The following is an 18,298-nucleotide window of genomic DNA, read 5'->3' on the forward strand; positions in this document are numbered from 1 at the left end:
CGTCAGCAAAGAAAGCAAGCTTTCTTTCTGTTACCGCTCGACTTGCATGTGTTAGGCCTGCCGCCAGCGTTCAATCTGAGCCATGATCAAACTCTTCAATTAAAGTTTTTTTGAAACATTCGAAAATGTTTCGGCTCAATGAATTCTGATTACATTATGCAGACTCGGAAGAATCTACATCCTGTTTGTTACATATTGCTATGAACACTCATCGTTACATTGATAATAATTTTGATTGCCACCTAAGTGACAATTTCGATTAACTCAACACCTGTGAGTGTCCACACAGATTTACTTGTTTGATTGTTAAAGAGCGTTGACCGTGTTGGTCAGGGATGCGTATTCTACGCTTTCCCTCGTTGGCGTCAAGTGTTTTTTCAAACTTCTTTTTGCCGTTAATTTGAAGCGGTTAAAACTGTTTCAAATCAACCTGACTCAGTGTTTCGCTATTGCGCTCTGCCGTGTCAGTGGATGCGCATTATAGGCAAATCAGATTTTCGCGCAAGGGCTTTTTTGCAGTTTTATTGCAAACCCAGTTCAACTGAACAATAGTTAGCCATTATGAAGTGTTTTTCTACTAAAATGCACCGTTTACTGGTTTAGAGAGGGATTTGACGTTTATCAAGTTCGCTTCAGATAGTGACTCTGTTGCTGTTGATTTCCATTTATAGCAGCAATAAGCATCAACAATATCTACTTAGCTATTGGTTTTATCGGCTATTTAGCCTATTTTATTTTTATTAGGGAAAATTACGCTTCACCATCTAGGAAAATCTATGTTCAATTTACGTCTATTTGCTTTATTACTTTGTTTGAGTGTTAGTCATGTTAGTTTTGCTACCGTTATTTATACTTGGGTAGATAAAGATGGTGTGTCTCATTACAGCCAACAACCCCCTGAAGATGTAGATTCTAAAAAAGTATACAGCGAAGACATCGAGCCTGCTCAAGTGGGTTATGTTCCCGTATTACCTAATACACCGACTTCAAATCAAGCTTCATCACAATCTGATTTGGCTCAAAAAGCAGCTCTTATTAAAGAAAAGGATGCCGAGCAAGCTGCCTCAATCTGTGAAAGTGCTAAGCATAGTTTGAATGTGTTAAATAGTTATCAAAATTTGCATCGCACTAATAAAGAGACTGGAGAGGAAATAGTCGTCACAGAAGAAGAACGTTTAGAGCAGATAGAAAAGAGTGAAGAACGCATTAAGCTATTTTGTCAGTAAGATTTCGCTGTGTAATTTAGATCATAATAGAAAAGGAGCCTCGGCTCCTTTTTGATATCTACTAATTACTCATTAAAAACTAACAATCTAACTCACTGTCATTATTCAAACACTAACCAGCATTACCAACAGTGTACATAGATTTGAATTCTCCATTGCTGCATGTTTCAGTACCTGATCGCCAGCCATCTTCAAATGGGTCAATGCCTTGTAGTGTTTTATCCTTCATTGATTCCAGTGATTCATTAGATGTGTTTTGCGCGATAGCGCTTGTACAGCCCCTGTTATAACCAAAATGATAAAGACTATTGTATTCAACATTGCCGACACCAATAACTTCTGTGTCATCGCTTCGTTCTGGTGAGCTACTGCAACCTGTTGCTGCAATCGAAACTAATGCGATACCTAACAAGACGGTTCTTTTCATGTTATATCCTTTTGATTTGAATTGAGGTGACTTTACCTAGTGCGCCTTTAATTAAATTAGTTCAATAATTAGCCACCATCAAGTTATGTCAACCTCGTATTTAATGCTCATTCACTTATTTACTGAGCAAAAAATACAAAAGGAACCATTCAGGTTCCTTTTTAAGTTTCATTTGCTGTTTGATTATTGCTTAAATGTCAGCAAGCCATCTTCAACATCAATTAAAATCGGTTTACCCGGAAGTAACTCCCCTTTTAATAAATAATGTGCCAATGGGTTTTCGATTTCCTGTTGTAAAGCCCTTTTAAGAGGACGAGCGCCATAGGTCGGATCAAAGCCAGCTTCAGCAATCAGTGCCAATGCGTTTTTAGAAATAGACATAGTGAAGTCTTTTTCTGCTAAACGATGCTTAAGGTTTTCTAACTGAATTTCAGCAATGTGAGCAATATGCTCTGCAGCCAAAGGATGGAACACGACGGTTTCATCTATTCGATTTAAAAATTCTGGCCTAAAGCTTTGGGTTACCACATTCATCACAGACGATTTCATTTGCGCATAATCTTGAGATGCAAAACCATCCTGAATAATGTCAGAGCCTAAATTCGAGGTCATAATGATCACGGTATTTCTAAAATCTACCGTGCGACCTTGACCGTCAGTTAAGCGGCCATCATCTAATACCTGAAGTAAAATATTAAACACATCAGGATGTGCTTTCTCCACTTCATCTAATAAAATGACCGAATAAGGTTTACGGCGAACGGCTTCAGTTAAATAGCCGCCTTCTTCATAACCTACGTAGCCAGGAGGCGCACCGACTAAACGAGATACTGTATGTTTTTCCATAAACTCTGACATATCGATGCGAACCATTGCAGACTCTGTATCAAATAAGAACGTCGCCAGCGATTTACACAACTCTGTTTTCCCCACACCAGTCGGACCTAAAAACAGGAAAGAACCAATAGGACGATTGGGATCTGCAAGTCCTGCTCGGCTTCTTCTTATCGCATTCGATACAGCTTCTACTGCTTCGTTTTGGCCAATAACTCTTTGATGCAATGCCTCTTCCATTTGCAATAATTTATCACGCTCACCTTCAAGCATTTTCGACACAGGTATACCTGTGGCTTTTGATAACACTTCGGCAATTTCGGCATCGGTGACTTTATTACGTAATAAGGTCATATCTTGCATCTCAGCTTGTGACGCTAAATCGAGTTGTTTCTCTAATTCAGGGATACGGCCATATTGTAGCTCTGACATGCGGGTTAAATCACCTGCACGCTTCGCTACTTCCATATCCATTCGAGACTGCTCTAAATCAGCTTTAATATGCTGAGTGCCCGCAAGGGCGGCTTTTTCTGTATGCCATATTTCATTTAGTTCACCGGCTTTCTCTTCAACTTGCTTAAGTTCTACCTGCAAGTGAGATAAACGTTTACGGCTCGCTTCATCTTCTTCTTTAATTAACGCTTGTTCTTCTAGTTTTAATTGAATAGCTCGACGATCCAGCCTGTCCAATGCTTCCGGTTTCGAGTCTATTTGCATCCGGATGCTTGAAGCGGCCTCATCAATAAGATCAATCGCTTTATCTGGCAGCTTTCTATCTGAGATATATCGATGCGACATACTTGCTGCAGCAACAATAGCAGGATCGGTAATCTCAACATGATGATGCAATTCATAACGCTCTTTTAAGCCTCGTAAAATAGCAATCGTGTCTTCTACATTTGGCTCTTCTACAAGCACTTTTTGGAAACGGCGTTCTAACGCTGCATCTTTTTCGATGTACTGACGATATTCATCTAATGTTGTCGCGCCAACACAATGTAAATCGCCACGGGCTAAAGCTGGCTTGAGCATGTTACCTGCATCCATCGCCCCTTCACCTTTACCTGCACCTACCATAGTGTGCAGTTCATCGATGAATAAGATGACTTGGCCTTCTTCTTGCGCCAATTCGTTTAATACAGCTTTTAATCTTTCTTCGAATTCACCACGGTATTTTGCGCCAGCGATCAATGCGCCCATATCCAGAGATAACACGCGCTTATTTTTAATGCCTTCTGGTACTTCGCCGTTAACGATGCGCTGAGCTAAACCTTCAACGATAGCGGTTTTACCCACACCAGGTTCCCCAATTAATACCGGGTTATTTTTACTACGGCGTTGCAATACTTGAATCGTTCTGCGAATCTCTTCATCACGGCCAATCACAGGATCGAGTTTGCCTTGCTCTGCACGCTCAGTGAGATCGACTGTAAATTTATTTAATGCTTGGCGCTGATCTTCAGCGTTGGGGTCATCTACTTTCTGGCCACCACGTATTTGTTCAATAGTCGTTTCCAGTAATGCCTTTGTGGCGCCAGCATCTTTTAGGCACTTACTTAAGGCATCATTACCTTCAAGAGCTGCCATAACAAAAAGCTCTGACGAGATATATTTGTCTTTGCGTTTTTGCGCTAGCTTGTCACACAAGTTCAGTAGTCGAATTAGGCCTTGGGATAATTGAATATCACCGCCTGTACCTTCCACTTGCGGCAGTCGCTCTAACTCCTGACTCAAAGATGAACGTAAACCGCTGACATTGATACCAGCTTGAGTGAGTAAAGGGTGAATTGAGCCTGAATCTTGATTTAATAACGCCATCATCAAATGAATAGGTTCAATAAACTGATGATCGCGCCCTAATGCCAATGATTGGGCATCTGAAATGGCGATTTGAAACTTATTGGTCATACGATCGAGTCTCATACGGCCTCCTACACAATTTAATAAAAACGGAATGTTTTGATAATTAAAATATGGGGATGTTTATCGATAATTCAATATAGACACTGAAATTCAATTAAATATGGGTAGATTAATTGATTCAGATCAAATCGACAAAACAGATTAAGACTTTAACCAGATAAGCGAAGCCATTCGACCTGTTTTTTGATCGCGGCGATACGAAAAGTAATCGTGACTTGAAAAAGTACAGACATCAGCGCTAAAGACTTGGTTGACCCCAAGTAATGTTAAGCGATGTTTTGCCAAGGAAGCTAAATCAGCGAGGTATTTATTCGAATCATTTTGGAGATTATTAGCCACAGACTTAAAAAACTGCGACGAGTCAGGATGTTGCTCTACAAACTGATGTTTTACTTCGGCGCCAACTTCAAACGCTTCAGGGCCAATAGCTGGACCAAGAAAAGCCATAATATCTGTGGTTTCGCAATTAAATTTATTAACTGCAACTTCAATCACGCCATCACATAAGCCACGCCAGCCTGCATGTACTGCAGCAATTTCAGTACCCTGTTTATTACACAGTAGTACAGGTAAACAATCAGCGGTCATGATTGCTAGAGAAATATGCGCTGAAGATGAATAACTGCCATCAGCTTTAGGCGGGAGTTTGTTTGCTAAAGATGCGACTGATAAATTTGAGCAGTCAATGATTTCAGTGCCATGAACCTGTTCGAGCCATAACAATGGAGAAGCAATCAATAACTGTTGTTGAATTAAAGCGCGGTTGGCCAATACATCTGAAGCAAGATCACCGACATGTAAGCCTAAATTAAGGCTGTCGAAGGGAGGCTTACTAACACCGCCATGACGATGGGTCATGGCGATGCCGACATTTTCAGGAATTGGCCAACTGGCTTTATACACGATTTAACCTTTAATCAATAAATTTACAGGTACTCGATCGGGTTTTCTTCAGTATCTTTACGCATTGCTTTAGCCAGCATCTGCATATCTTCTGGAATAGGCGCCTGCCACGACATGATTTCATGTGTGAAAGGGTGCGCTAACTCTAAACGTACTGCATGCAAAGCCTGACGATTGAAGTTTTTCAAGATATCAAAAAACTCAGTGCTGGCTTTCTTAGGCGGACGAGGACGACCACCGTAAACTGGATCGCCGACAAGTACATGGCCAATGTAGTCCATATGCACACGAATTTGGTGAGTACGACCTGTTTCAAGGCGTAGTCTTAAACGAGTATGTGCTCTGAATTTTTCAGCAACGCGGTAATGCGTCACTGAAGGACGGCCGCCCATGATCACTGCCATTTGTGTACGACGAGTTTCATGACGCTCAATCGGCTCATCAACAGTGCCACCAGCAGTCATAGTACCAATCACAATCGCTTCATATTCACGAACGATGTCACGGGCTTGCAAAGCTGTTACCAAATGGGTTTGCGCTTCAACCGTTTTAGCCACAACCATTAAACCAGTCGTGTCTTTATCTAAACGATGGACAATACCCGCACGTGGTACGTGCTCAATGTCAGGGCAATGATGTAATAACGCATTTAATAATGTGCCGTCAGCATTACCAGCACCAGGGTGAACCACCAGGCCAGCTTGCTTATTTACAACAATAATATGCTCATCTTCATAAACGATATTAAGCTCAATATTCTGTGCTTTATCTTTTACTTCTTCCTCAAGCGTTGCTTCTACCGCAATTAACTGCGACTCTAGTACCTTCTCACGAGGTATATCGACAACAACGCCATCGACAGAAACTGCACCAGATAGGATCCATTCTTTGATGCGTGTACGGGAATAATCAGGGAACAATTCAGCCAAAGCTTGGTCTAATCGAAGACCTGTTTGGATTGCTGTGATCTCGCTTTTTAGGTTAATCTCTTGTGTCATAGGAACCGTACCCCTTTTTTGGGGTCCAAAGTGAATGTGCTATCTGTTACAATCGGATTGTTTTCTATTTTACAGTGAAATGGAAAAATTCTTAACAACAACTTATAAAAGAATTGAATTTACATATGTCTAAATTTGCCAAAGGCGCCGCCCTAGTATTGTTTTCATTAGCTTTATCGGCTTGTAGTACCTCAAAAGGTTTTGAAGATGAAGACCTAAATGCTAGGTCTCCAGAAGGACTTTATGCCCAAGCAAGGACCTCAATGGAACTTGGTAACTATTCTAAAGCGGTAAGAACCCTTGAAGCTTTAGACTCTCGCTACCCATTTGGACCGCACAAAACTCAAGTACAACTTGATATGATTTTTGCGTATTACAAGATGGATGACGTAGCATCAGGCATTGCCAATATCGATCGTTTCTTACGATTAAATCCGACGCACCCTGATATTGATTACGTCTATTATATGCGTGGTTTAACAAATATGCAGGCTGATAATTATCTTTTCCACGATATGATGAATATTGACCGTACCGATCGTGACCCTAAAAATGCGCAAGATGCATTTAAAGATTTTGATCGTTTAATCAAAAGTTACCCTGATAGTAAGTATTCTGCAGATGCACAACAACGCATGCAGTATCTAAAAAACCGCCTAGCGCAATACTCAATTAAAGTGGCTGAGTATTATATCAAAATGGAAGCTTGGAGTGCTGCAGCAGTTCGTGCTCAGTCCGTTATGGAGCAATTCCCAGGTACGCCAGCAACTGAACGTGCACTTGAAATTATGTCAGAAGCTTACGGTGAGTTAGGCCAAGATCAGCTAAAACAAAATGTATTGACTGTTATTGCTGCTAACTTTCCTGATAGCGAACAACTCAAATAAGTCTGATTACAGGCTGTCATTGATTATTGATTATTGATTATTGATTATTGACTAAATAGCTAAACAAAAGCCCGTGGTGATTATCGCGGGCTTTTTAATGTCTAATGTTCAAATGTTAACTTTTTACTGATTATTGTGTTTCGCGATGCTGATACACAAAACCACCATAAAGGTATTTGGTTGCTTCTGCGCCGAGTACCGCTACTTTGTCACCATCCTGTAATTTTCCCGAATGAATTAAGTTCGATAAACTCACCCAAATAGCCGCTGAGCCAAGATTACCAAACTGTTTAGCATCATTGATAACTCTATCTGGCGTGATCCCTAAAGCTTCAGCCATTAGCGCATCAATATGCCCATTCGCTTGGTGAGGTAAAATATAGGCAAAATCATCTAATTGGTAGCCACGGCTTTGCAGTGCTTGCCAGCCAAGTTCAAATAGCTGACTTCCCTGCTCTCTAACCGCATGGATATTATGATGAAAACACGCCATGCGCTTTTCGCCTACATCGTTAGAGCCACTATCCAAGTAAAACCCTGGTTGTCTTTGATGGCCAATCTGCCCCAGATAAATATCAGATATTGTCGATTTTCCATCTATAGCGGGTGCTAGCACAACCGCTGCAGCGCCGTCGCCCATTTGCACATAATTCACCAGTTGCTCAGTATCAATAAATGATTTATCCATATCAAAATATACCGAGCCTGTTTCAACGCCCACTATCGCAACAGGCTTTTGGTTTACCGCACAAAAAGCCGACGCAATTTGTAAACTATTGGCAAAACCAGTACAAGCTTGTCTTAACTCCAAATATGGTCCGTGATAAGCCATAACATCTGCAAGCCAAGCCGCATTAGGCGGTACTTGGGTATGAGGAGTACAAGTATGAGTTAATAAGTAATCTAGCTCATCAGCATTCATATTGGCGTTTTGTAATGCTCGCTTTAATACTTGCTCGCTTAATTCAATGCTGGTTGGTGAAGCGGAGCTCGTCGCTGTAGTTAAGTCTCGTACTAAATGGCGACCTTCAATACCGAGTCGTTTAACGATACTTTTAGCTTTTCGGGCATTTAATCGGCCAGATTGCTGAGATAAACACGCCAATAAGGTTTCATTATCAATATTGCTGCCAGGTAACCGATGAGCAATTGAGTGTACGGATAAGTCGTGTTGGGCAAATTTTACTGCCATTTTTCCTCCAGTTTCTGTTGCAGAGAATCTAAACAAATTCCCATGTGTTCAAAAGCACTGCCTTGGCTAGTTAATAACTGAAATAAGTTCTGGGTAATAAACGCTTGTTGCTGATGAAAATCAGCATGGCTCGCACCTAACTCAATGGCATGATGACGACTGATATAGACATGTTTTGCCTCATCTTTTTTAATTAAGCCGCATAACTGACTAAAAGGATGGTTTATACCTAGGTGGCTTTGCTCGAAAGCTTGCATGATTTGGGTGACACAAGTATCCAATATCGCAATACGAACAAAGTGCTGACTATAATCATTAACACGGCTAAGACTGCTATAGAACCGTTTAGCGAGGCGCTGCACTTTTCTTACAGAATCTATTTCAGGTAACTGCTCTGCAACACTTTGCAGTGCAATGTCATGTCGACACTCGTCAGATTCCACCTCCATCAATGACAATACCAATTGATGTGAGTTTGCACCTGTAACTTGATTGACTGAGTTAGCACTCAGTCTCGCAATTTCCTGATTAAACACCAGCTGAGCAGACTGCTCTCCGCAGAGTAATAGCGGCAATAAGTTTGCCATAGATTCCGTTTGTGCATCATTAAACGGGATGACTGACTGGCCTAATTGCTCGGTCCAAATCTGTAAACGATGCGCATTATTTCCCTGCTGCATTCGAGGCGCAGCTCGTTTACCAAAACAACGTTTAAGGCTAATGTTTTCGCTCTTACCCATACTTCTCATACCCGCATAACTCATGCTAAGTAGCGCCTCCATTGATGGTAAATAACCGGTAATACTAAAACGTCAAATAGCCAAGCTAAGACAATGACCAGACAAGACAATAGACTCAGCTGGGCTATAGGGGAAAAATCTGAAGCCAAACCAATACCAAAACCCAATACCAAAGTTAAACTAGTAAAACTAATCACTGGAATAATGGCAGCATATCTAGGCCAGAATGATTCAAACGAAGCGGCCTTATTAGGCTGCGGCAGTTTTAATAACAGATGTAAGGTGTCATCTACAATAATCCCTAACATGATCCCCAATACAACAGCGCTACCAATACTGATATAGCCCCCCATTAGCTGCCAAGCAGCAAACACCCAAAGTAATGGTAAAAAGTTAACGACTAATCCGATTGCTGCAAACATCATACTGCGCTTAATAATCCCTAAGATCATACTGAGGAGCACAAGTGCAATGGCAAATGACCACAACATATTTTTGGCATTATCAATGGATAAGTGAGCAAATAGCAGACTGCTACCTAACGCGTGGCTTACTCCAATATCAGTTTGATTATCAATGAGCCACATTGATACACGCTGTTCAAAATCGATCATTTGCCTCGCCGTTAATGGCGCAAGATAAAGACTCACTAAACTTGATTGATAATCTGTGGAGATTTCTGCTTCAAGGCCAATTTGCTCCACTGAGTTTTGATTGATTACGCGCTGAAACTGGCTTTGGTTTAGACCTGCACTTTTTACCCAATCACCAATATGGCTGACTCTTTTTACTTCAGGTTGTTGCTTTAAAAAACGTGCAAACTGATATAAAAAAGCTAAATACTGTTTATCGTAAATTGCCTGTTCTTTAGTACTGATCTCGTAATGAATCAGATTTACACCATCAAAGTATTGCTGCATTTTCTGCTTTGATTGACTGAAAGGATTATCACTGGGGAAATAACTAAATGGGTCATCATTCAGCTCAAGCTTAGAAGCGCTTATCAGTGACAATATAGATATCACCGTGACTATAATTAACATTAACTTAGGGACTTTAGTGCTATTTTTCGCGATGGCTTCAACCGTTAACAATGCACTGTTAAATGGCTCGTTAACTGATTTATTTTGGGCTTTGCTGACAATAATAACCAAGACACTGTGACAAAGCAGATAATGACACACAACGGCAACCGACACTAAAACACCAAAACTTTGAATAGGTGGAGATGGACTAAAGCTTAATAAGGCAAACCCCAACATGGTTGTCAGCGTCGCATAAAACAAGGGTTGTTTATTGTGCTCAAAACTAAATTTAACAGGCTCTGCGATACCCTGTTTAATTCCCTGCTGCCACGCTAAATATAGGTGCGCAGAATACGCTAATGACAAGGTAATAATGATCACAGGAATAAAAGCACTAATCGCTGCAATAGTGAGATTTAACCACCCCGCAAGCCCAAGCGTGATGAATAAAGTGATGATGCAGTTTATTGCGATTGCCAATAACCAAACTCGTGTTCGAATAAATAACAACGCCATTAGTGCAATAATCAACAGCAAGCTAGGTGCAAACCAAGTTAAATCATGACGTAACACTTTAGCGTACTGCCAATTCAATGCTTGCTCTCCACTAAGGTATGTTTTCACTGAGTCACTGCTTTCAATCCTCTCACTGCTCCAAAAAACATTCGCCTTAGCTAATAAATTATCTATGGTTTTTTCTCGCCATAAAGTTGCATTAGGGTAATTATTTTTTTCTCGTTCACTGAATTGAATGCTCAACACAATGGCTGTGCCAGTTTCATTTATAACCAGTGGTAGCCTAGGATGTTTCTTGTAAGCGAGTAATTGAGAATACTGAAGTGAAGTATCAGCCTTATTTTGATGAGCGTTAGCACCAGTGTTTAAGTCAGCAATAAATGACCCATAACCACCAACACTTATAATCGTGCTATCAGCTTGTAACTGATTGATAAAATTAATTAGCTCAGACTCTTGTTCTACTTGGCGCCAATCTTGTTGGCTCTCTAATAACAAAAGCAAACTATTGCGCTGTGCAAACCTTTGCTGCATTTTCTGCAGCGCAATAAACTGAGCATCATCATGAGAAAAATAGTCATTAAAGTTCACATCAAGGTTTATTCTAAGCATGCCTAATATGCTGACTAAAATCAGGATAAATACAGCCAGTCCTACCCATAATGGATATTTAAGCGTTCGATTGATCATTGATATTTGCCAGCTCAATAGCGAGTACCCAATGTGAATATGCGAGGTTATTTATAGTATTCAATCAATAAGACCTCTTTACGGTGATTTTCTATTCAATCAGACGTAAAAATTATCCTTTGTATTATATATATTCAATTTATTGCTGTTTGAAATGGGTCCGTTCATCGTTCAAACATTAGCTGAACATTTGAGCCTTTTGCGGAATTCTTGGTCAAACAAGCTTAAATATTCACTTAAGCACAAAAAAAAGTTGACTCTAGACCGCAAAAAACGTTTAATTGCGTCCGTCGCCCGAATAGCTCAGTCGGTAGAGCAGAGGATTGAAAATCCTCGTGTCCCTGGTTCGATTCCGGGTTCGGGCACCATATTTAGATTTGGTGGCTAACGCGACTAAATAACAAAAAAGCCTCGCATTGCGAGGCTTTTTTGTATCTGCGATTTAACGCCCTAACTCAGCGCAGGGTTAGCCAGCGCTGCCTGAGCTGTAGAAAGGATGTTTAAGCAGGCTCGATATAATCCACCAACATCTGCACCGTCTGATTACCTCTAAACTCATTCACATCCAGCTTATAGGCGACTCTTGCATGTTTAATCGTGGCATCTGGCCATATTGCTAAATCGACATTAAAAGCAATGGCATCCATCATCACAGAACCACAGTCTGTTTCGAGCACCAATTTAAGATGTTTCTCTCCAACAATTCTTTGCTGAATAACACTAAAGTAACCGTCAAATAATGGCTCTTCAAATGACTGACCCCAAGGGCCTGACTCACGTAATAAGAAAGCCGTCTCAAGATTCATAAGTTCTGTTGGCAATTCACCATCCGATAAGACTTCACCAGTTAATTGTTCTGGCTTTAGCATCTCTCTCACGGCTTTATCATAAGCGGCTTCAAATTCGGAAAACGCATCTGCTCGCAGGGATAACCCAGCAGCCATTGCATGGCCACCAAATTTAATGATCATCCCAGGGTGACGACTATTTATCAGCTCGAGTAAGTCGCGCATGTGTAAGCCTTTAATTGAACGCGCAGAGCCTTTTATTTCACCCTCGCCAGCATCAGCAAACGCAATCACAGGTCGGTGATATTTGTCCTTGATCCTTGAAGCTAAAATACCAATCACCCCTTGATGCCAATCATCTTGAAAAATCGCTAATCCCCAAGGCAATTTCGATTCATCTAAGGTCAATTTTTGTAAGCTTTTAAGTGCTTCTTGCTGCATTCCGGCTTCTAATTCACGGCGCTCGCCGTTTAAGCCATCAAGTTCATCAGCCATTCTGCGAGCTAGCATCATGTCTTCACATAATAAGGTTTCGACACCTAGAGCCATTTCATCAAGACGACCTGCAGCATTTAGTCTTGGGCCCACTGCAAAACCAAAATCTGAGGCGACTATTCGTTGTGGGCTGCGTTTAGCCACTTCTAACAAAGCTGTAATTCCCACTCGGCAGCGACCCGACTTTACGCGTTGCAGCCCCGCCTGAACTAAGATGCGGTTATTACTATCTAGGGACACAACATCAGCGACTGTACCCAGCGCCACAATATCGAGTAAGCTGCCTAGGTTAGGCTCAGAAATTTGATGGGTTTGATACCAGTCACGCGATCTCAGCTCAGTTCTTAATGCTGACATTAAGTAAAATGCGACTCCAACACCTGCAATCGATTTGCTGGCGAACTGACACCCATGTTGATTTGGATTCACAATCGCATCAGCATCAGGCAAACTTTTCCCAGGTAGGTGATGATCAGTCACCACCACTTGCATGCCCAGCTGTTTAGCAGCAGCAACGCCGTCAATTGATGAAATACCATTATCAACAGTAATAAGTAATTCTGCGCCTTTTGACTGGGCAACCGCGACAATTTCAGGACTTAATCCATAGCCATAATCAAAACGATTAGGAATTAAGTAATCAATCTTAGTTGCGCCCATCATACGCAGTGCTAATAAACATACACTCGTTGATGTCGCGCCATCAGCATCAAAGTCTCCCACGATTAATATCGATTTTTGCGCTGCTATGGCATCAGCGATAATGACTGCAGCTTCAGATAAGCCCATCATAGTTTCAGGTCTAAGTAGCTTAGATAAACTTAGCTCACAACCCGTTAAATCAACATTACGGCGAGCATAAAGCTGTTTTAATAAAGGATGGATAGTTGCAGGTAAATGACTGTCATCTACTTCAGCACGGCGGACAATTTTGTGAGCCACAAATAAACCTTATTTTTACTATAAAAATCGACAATTAAAGATTACAAAAAAGGCGAGCCAATGGCTCACCTTTTATTTAAAACAACCCAAATTAAAGGTTAGTTTTAATTGTGTTCAATAATGCAGAAGGTGGTTGGTAACCTGGCACTAAAATACCATTTTCTAACACGATTGCTGGCGTACCATTAATACCAAATGCCTGACCTAAACGATATTGTTCTTCAATGTTCGCATCGCAGCTTGCAGCTTTTACATTACCGCCAGTCTTAGCTTCGGTCATTGCTTTTAGTGGATCTGTTGCACACCAAACCGCTTTCATTTCTTCAGCATTTGCTGACGGAATACCAGCTCTTGGATACGCTAAATAACGAACCGTAATGCCTAAATCGTTATAGCCATCCATTTCTTGGTGCAATTTACGGCAGTAACCACAATCCACATCAGTAAAAATAGTCACCACATGCTTTTCGTTCTTGGCTTTGTACACCAACATGTCGTCTTCAAATGGTTTTAGCATATCAATACGTGGGCCAGCTAATGCAGCTTCAGTTAAGTTTTGCATGCCATTTTTAAGGTCATACATGTTGCCATGAATCAGCTTAGTGCCATCCGGAGAAACATATAAAACACCACGATCGGTAAATGCTTGATACAGACCATCAATAGGTGATGATTGAATTTTCAAAACATTAACGCCAAGTACGTCTGACACTTGTTGTTTCAATTCAGTTTCATTGGGAATATCTGTTGCAGAAGCTGCCTGTAGCAGTGGGGCAACAGCTAGCGTTATCGCGAAAGAAAATGCTTTGGTTAACTTCATTAATAAATCCTATTGGGTAAAACTGAATGTCTCAGCTAATACATAGACCTGATATTGTCGGCAAAAGTTACAGCGAATATATGACTAAAGCAACCTTAAGTCCTTTATTGGTGACAACTGCCACCATATTTAACGTAACAAATCTTTATCGCGTGTTGTTGAACACTAGCCTCTGGGATGATGCTGACTATGTAATTGCTGCAATCGAGCTTTAGCCACATGAGTATATATCTGGGTCGTCGATAAATCGCTGTGGCCTAATAGTAACTGCACCACACGCAGATCTGCGCCATGATTCAGCAGATGAGTCGCAAATGCATGGCGTAAAGTATGGGGCGATAAATGACTATTGATTCCGGCGCGAATAGCATAGAGTTTTATCCGATGCCAAAACGTTTGCCGAGTCATCATTTGGCCACGTTTTGATGGAAACAATACATCACTTTGTTTATTGTTCAGCAATTCTGCTCGTGCTGCTAATAAGTATTGCTCGACCTCGGTCACCGCTAACTCACCTAATGGCACTAAGCGTTCTTTACCGCCCTTACCCACGATTCTCACTAGTCCTTGGCGTAAACTGATTTGCTCAAGGGTTAGACTCACAAGTTCTGTCACTCGCAGTCCTGTTGCATAAAGTAATTCCAGCATCGCTTTGTCACGGCATTCAACGGCATCTTCTACATTGGGCTCATCCAGTAACGCATCGATTTGGCTTTCACTTAGCGCATCAGGTAACTGACGCGCAAGCTTTGGCGACTCAATTAAGCTCGTTGGATCCACATCAATGCTCTGTTTTACAATTAAGTAACCATAAAAACGTCTTAGACTACTAAGCAATCTTGCAGTGCTGGTTTTAGCAAAATTTTTCTCAACGCGATAAGCCAAATAGTCGCGGATGCTTGCTTGGTCCACATCAATTAAACAATGGCTTTGACTCAATACAAAACGCTCAAAGTGACGCAAATCTGTGCGATAAGATGCCAAGGTGTTATCGCTTAAGCCCTTTGTGGACCATAAGTCATCCAAAAAGGCGTCGATAATAGGGTCCGCTTGATATTTGTCTGTCACTGTTTTTCCTAAAAAAATGGCGTTATTTCAATTGAAATAACGCCATTAGTGTAACTAAAATTAACTTGTTTTGACAAAGATTGCCAAGCAATGACTTTTGGTTAGCTCGCAGCTACCGCTTGATCTTTAGCTGGGACAAATAAACATGCCACGATTGCAATACCAACAGGTAATAACCAAGCCATGCCTTCACTATGAAGTGGCATAAAGCTTAAGAAATTAATCTCGAATCCAGCGGCTTTAAGACCATCAAAAATACCGAAGAACAACGCAACCGATAGCACTAGACGGTGTGAAAACTCTGGACGAGCAAAACGCTCAGTCAAGAAAGTAATCGCCACAAGTGCAATCGCCACAGGGTATATCGTCATCAATACAGGAATACTGATATTAATGAGCTGGGTTAAGCCAACGTTTGCAACGGTTGCACACACTAAGCTGAAAAAGATAACGAATGCTTTATATGAAATCTTTGGTAGCAACTCATTAAAATACTCAGAACATGCTGTGATTAAACCAACTGCTGTTGTTAAACAAGCAATGCTCACAACTGCAGCTAATAGTACCGTCCCCATAGTTCCGAACTCATGGGTCACATAGTTTGTGAGGATTTGACCGCCATTTTCAGCACCAGCGGCTATATCACCAGCCGTTGCGCCTAAATAGAATAGTGAAATATAAACAAAAGCTAGACCTGAAGCGGCGATAATCGCAGCACGAACAAGGTATCGAGTTTGCGCTTTAGATTCAGTAATACCTTTCTTACGAAGAATATCAATAATTAGCATACCGAAGATCACAGACGCTAATGTATCCATCGTGTTGTAACCTTCTAAAATACCTTTAGAAAGCGGACTATCAATATAATCACCAGTCGCAGCACCGATCGCAGCACTCGGAGTAACAATCACTGAAACAGCTAAACCAACCAACAAGAAAATAAGAATAGGGGTTAATACTTTACCAACGCTATCGAGCAATTTACCTGGGTATAGCGACAACACCATCGCCAAAGCAAAAAAGCCGATAGTGTAAAACAACTGTGCTTGATTCAGCGCCAGCGCACCGATTTGAATCACAGCTTCTGCGTTATCTAAAAATGGGCGAGCGCCGATTTCAAACGCCACTAACCCTGTACGAGGTGCGGCGAAAGCTGGGCCAATAATGATATAAATAGAAACCGCTAATGCAGTGGCAGCAAATGCTGGGAGCATTGCCATAACCTTACCGTTTGCCTTAGCAACCGCGATAAGACCAGCAAGAGGTAAACCCACTGCAGTAACAAGGAAGCCTAACATTGCCAGCGTCATATTCTCGCCAGCTAACATACCTGCAAAAGGCGGGAAAATAAGGTTACCTGCACCTAAGAAAAATGCGAAAGTCATAAAGCCTAAGCCTAATGTATCGCCAATACTCATATTACTGTTTTGCACACAATGCCCCATCTTGTTGTTTTGTTTTTTAACAAACTTAAGTGATTCAGTGCTAATTAGCTACTGCTAATCAAAACCCACCTGTAAGAATGTAAACTTAAAATTACACTTTATTTTATTAAAAACTACTCACAAATGGTTATTAAAAAGCCATATTCTCGTTTTTAGAACACTCATTTGTGAGTCGTATTTCTTTTTCTACCATTTAACTGCGTTTAGCGCCTTTAAACGGGTAGGAACTAATATCAAATAGCGTATAGATAAACAAGCGCAAAACCAGCACAAAGTAAAATTAAACCTCATCTGAAAACAAGCTTAAAACCCATAAAACATTCTCGCTACAGTGCAACCACATAGCACAATCTCAGCAACATCAATGTAACGCTATTTAGGTGGGGTTATAAACTAAAAGCAGGTACCATAAACCTCTGTGTACAACACAGCCTAAAGACCAAGTTGCACTTAACCCTGAAACAGAATTAGACCCAATGCCATTTACCTTTAAGCAATTTCACATTGATGATAGCCACTGCGGAATGCCCGTCAGTACCGACGGCGTAATATTAGGCGCATGGGCAAAACTATCAACGGATAACACCAAAGGTCCATATCGAGTGTTAGATGTTGGAGCAGGAAGTGGCTTACTGTCTTTAATGCTCGCCCAGCGGTTACGTAATCCAAGTGCTGAAATAATTGCAGTAGAACTCGATGAAGGTGCGGCGCAAGATTGCCAAAGCAACTTTAATCAGAGCCCATGGGCTTCACAGTTAACCGTTCAACACACGAGTATTCAGCGATATAGTCAAGAATTGCTCAAAGCAAATCTTCCTCTTTTTGAAACCATTATTTGTAACCCGCCCTATTTTGAAAATGGCCCACAGTCAGATGCCAAACAACGCGCAACGGCAAGGCATACAGATACACTGAACTTTGAAACCTTGCTCACACAGGTTCAATTGCTGCTTGCAGAACATGGGACAGCAAGCTTTATCATTCCAGTGCAAAGTGAAACAGGTTTTTTAGCTGCACTCGCCTGTTCTCAACTTGAAATATCAGACAAAACTCATATCAGCACTGTTGAAACTAAAGCGCCGAGTCGATTGCTATTGGCAATTAAGCATCAAGCCTGCTTAATTGAATCAACAGCCTCATCTGAAACAAAAGAACAATCTCAGGATCAATCTCAACCTCGAGCTCAAACTCGGGCTCAACCTCAATCTCAATCTCAATCTCGACATCAGGCACAAACTCAGGCTCGACCTCAATATGAGCCAATAACATCAAACTTAGTCATTGCTGACGGTAAAGGTCAATATACTCAGGCAATGATCCAGCTTTGCCGTGACTTTTATTTGAAACTTTAAGGTTTAATCTGCTTTTGGCTGATTAGT

14 protein-coding genes, 1 tRNA gene and 1 rRNA gene are annotated in these 18,298 nt (G+C 41.2%); 4 read left to right on the forward strand and 12 right to left on the reverse strand.

The features are described from left to right. Positions 1-102: ribosomal RNA gene (locus tag L2737_RS14670) — 16S ribosomal RNA — on the reverse strand; the annotation flags it as partial. Between the two features lie 674 nt (positions 103-776). On the opposite strand from L2737_RS14670, the gene L2737_RS14675 reads away from it, so the two are divergent. Then, positions 777-1,226, forward strand: coding sequence for a DUF4124 domain-containing protein (locus tag L2737_RS14675; protein ID WP_248956206.1), 450 nt, complete (start codon positions 777-779; stop codon positions 1,224-1,226). A gap of 112 nt (positions 1,227-1,338) precedes the next feature. On the opposite strand, the gene L2737_RS14680 is transcribed toward L2737_RS14675, so the two are convergent. From L2737_RS14680 to rluD, 4 genes are all read right to left on the reverse strand, one after another. Next, complete coding sequence (locus tag L2737_RS14680) at positions 1,339-1,653, reverse strand: hypothetical protein (RefSeq protein ID WP_248956207.1); 315 nt, start codon at positions 1,651-1,653, stop codon at positions 1,339-1,341. Positions 1,654-1,836: 183 nt separating this feature from the next. Continuing rightward, on the reverse strand, positions 1,837-4,410 hold the full coding sequence (clpB, locus tag L2737_RS14685; RefSeq protein ID WP_248956208.1) for an ATP-dependent chaperone ClpB: 2,574 nt from the start codon (positions 4,408-4,410) through the stop codon (positions 1,837-1,839). 141 nt (positions 4,411-4,551) lie between these two features. Continuing rightward, positions 4,552-5,313, reverse strand: a complete 762-nt coding sequence (pgeF, locus tag L2737_RS14690; protein ID WP_248956209.1) for a peptidoglycan editing factor PgeF — start codon at positions 5,311-5,313, stop codon at positions 4,552-4,554. A gap of 23 nt (positions 5,314-5,336) precedes the next feature. Continuing rightward, positions 5,337-6,311, reverse strand: a complete 975-nt coding sequence (rluD, locus tag L2737_RS14695; RefSeq protein ID WP_248956210.1) for a 23S rRNA pseudouridine(1911/1915/1917) synthase RluD — start codon at positions 6,309-6,311, stop codon at positions 5,337-5,339. Positions 6,312-6,436: 125 nt separating this feature from the next. Here rluD and L2737_RS14700 point away from each other — a divergent pair, with 125 nt between their 5' ends. Further along, the gene (locus L2737_RS14700; RefSeq protein ID WP_102527793.1) at positions 6,437-7,198 is read left to right on the forward strand and encodes an outer membrane protein assembly factor BamD; all 762 of its coding nucleotides are present in this window, start codon (positions 6,437-6,439) and stop codon (positions 7,196-7,198) included. A 130-nt stretch (positions 7,199-7,328) separates the two neighbouring features. Here L2737_RS14700 and L2737_RS14705 read toward each other — a convergent pair whose 3' ends face one another. Genes L2737_RS14705 through L2737_RS14715 form a run of 3 tightly spaced genes read right to left on the reverse strand, consistent with a single transcriptional unit; the run spans position 7,329 to position 11,361 of the window. After that, entirely contained in the window at positions 7,329-8,390 is a 1,062-nt protein-coding gene (locus tag L2737_RS14705) for a 3-oxoacyl-ACP synthase III family protein (RefSeq protein WP_248956211.1), read from the reverse strand. Continuing rightward, positions 8,381-9,154 (reverse strand): hypothetical protein, encoded by a 774-nt coding sequence (locus L2737_RS14710; protein WP_248956212.1) that lies wholly within the window; start codon positions 9,152-9,154, stop codon positions 8,381-8,383. The genes L2737_RS14705 and L2737_RS14710 overlap by 10 nt, the downstream gene beginning before the upstream one ends. Then, a complete protein-coding gene (locus L2737_RS14715) occupies positions 9,151-11,361 on the reverse strand; it encodes an efflux RND transporter permease subunit (RefSeq protein WP_248956213.1) in 2,211 nt (736 codons plus the stop codon). The genes L2737_RS14710 and L2737_RS14715 overlap by 4 nt, the downstream gene beginning before the upstream one ends. Before the next feature lie 292 nt (positions 11,362-11,653). On the opposite strand from L2737_RS14715, the gene L2737_RS14720 reads away from it, so the two are divergent. Beyond that, positions 11,654-11,729: transfer RNA gene (locus L2737_RS14720), tRNA-Phe, on the forward strand. A 132-nt stretch (positions 11,730-11,861) separates the two neighbouring features. Here the strand turns inward: L2737_RS14720 and recJ are convergent. From recJ to brnQ, 4 genes are all read right to left on the reverse strand, one after another. Continuing rightward, positions 11,862-13,586 carry a single-stranded-DNA-specific exonuclease RecJ gene (recJ, locus tag L2737_RS14725; RefSeq protein WP_229368567.1) on the reverse strand — a complete coding sequence of 575 codons (1,725 nt, stop codon included), beginning with the start codon at positions 13,584-13,586 and terminating at the stop codon, positions 11,862-11,864. A gap of 91 nt (positions 13,587-13,677) precedes the next feature. Continuing rightward, positions 13,678-14,406 carry a bifunctional protein-disulfide isomerase/oxidoreductase DsbC gene (gene dsbC / locus L2737_RS14730; RefSeq protein WP_102527798.1) on the reverse strand — a complete coding sequence of 243 codons (729 nt, stop codon included), beginning with the start codon at positions 14,404-14,406 and terminating at the stop codon, positions 13,678-13,680. A gap of 165 nt (positions 14,407-14,571) precedes the next feature. Beyond that, positions 14,572-15,474, reverse strand: coding sequence for a site-specific tyrosine recombinase XerD (gene xerD, locus L2737_RS14735; protein ID WP_229368566.1), 903 nt, complete (start codon positions 15,472-15,474; stop codon positions 14,572-14,574). A gap of 101 nt (positions 15,475-15,575) precedes the next feature. Next, a complete protein-coding gene (gene brnQ / locus L2737_RS14740; protein WP_248956214.1) occupies positions 15,576-16,919 on the reverse strand; it encodes a branched-chain amino acid transport system II carrier protein in 1,344 nt (447 codons plus the stop codon). A gap of 476 nt (positions 16,920-17,395) precedes the next feature. Here brnQ and L2737_RS14745 point away from each other — a divergent pair, with 476 nt between their 5' ends. Continuing rightward, the gene (locus L2737_RS14745; protein WP_248956215.1) at positions 17,396-18,271 is read left to right on the forward strand and encodes a tRNA1(Val) (adenine(37)-N6)-methyltransferase; all 876 of its coding nucleotides are present in this window, start codon (positions 17,396-17,398) and stop codon (positions 18,269-18,271) included. The last annotated feature ends 27 nt before the right edge of the window (positions 18,272-18,298 follow it).

It is taken from the genome of Shewanella electrodiphila (genome assembly GCF_023283985.1).
Lineage (GTDB): Bacteria > Pseudomonadota > Gammaproteobacteria > Enterobacterales > Shewanellaceae > Shewanella > Shewanella electrodiphila.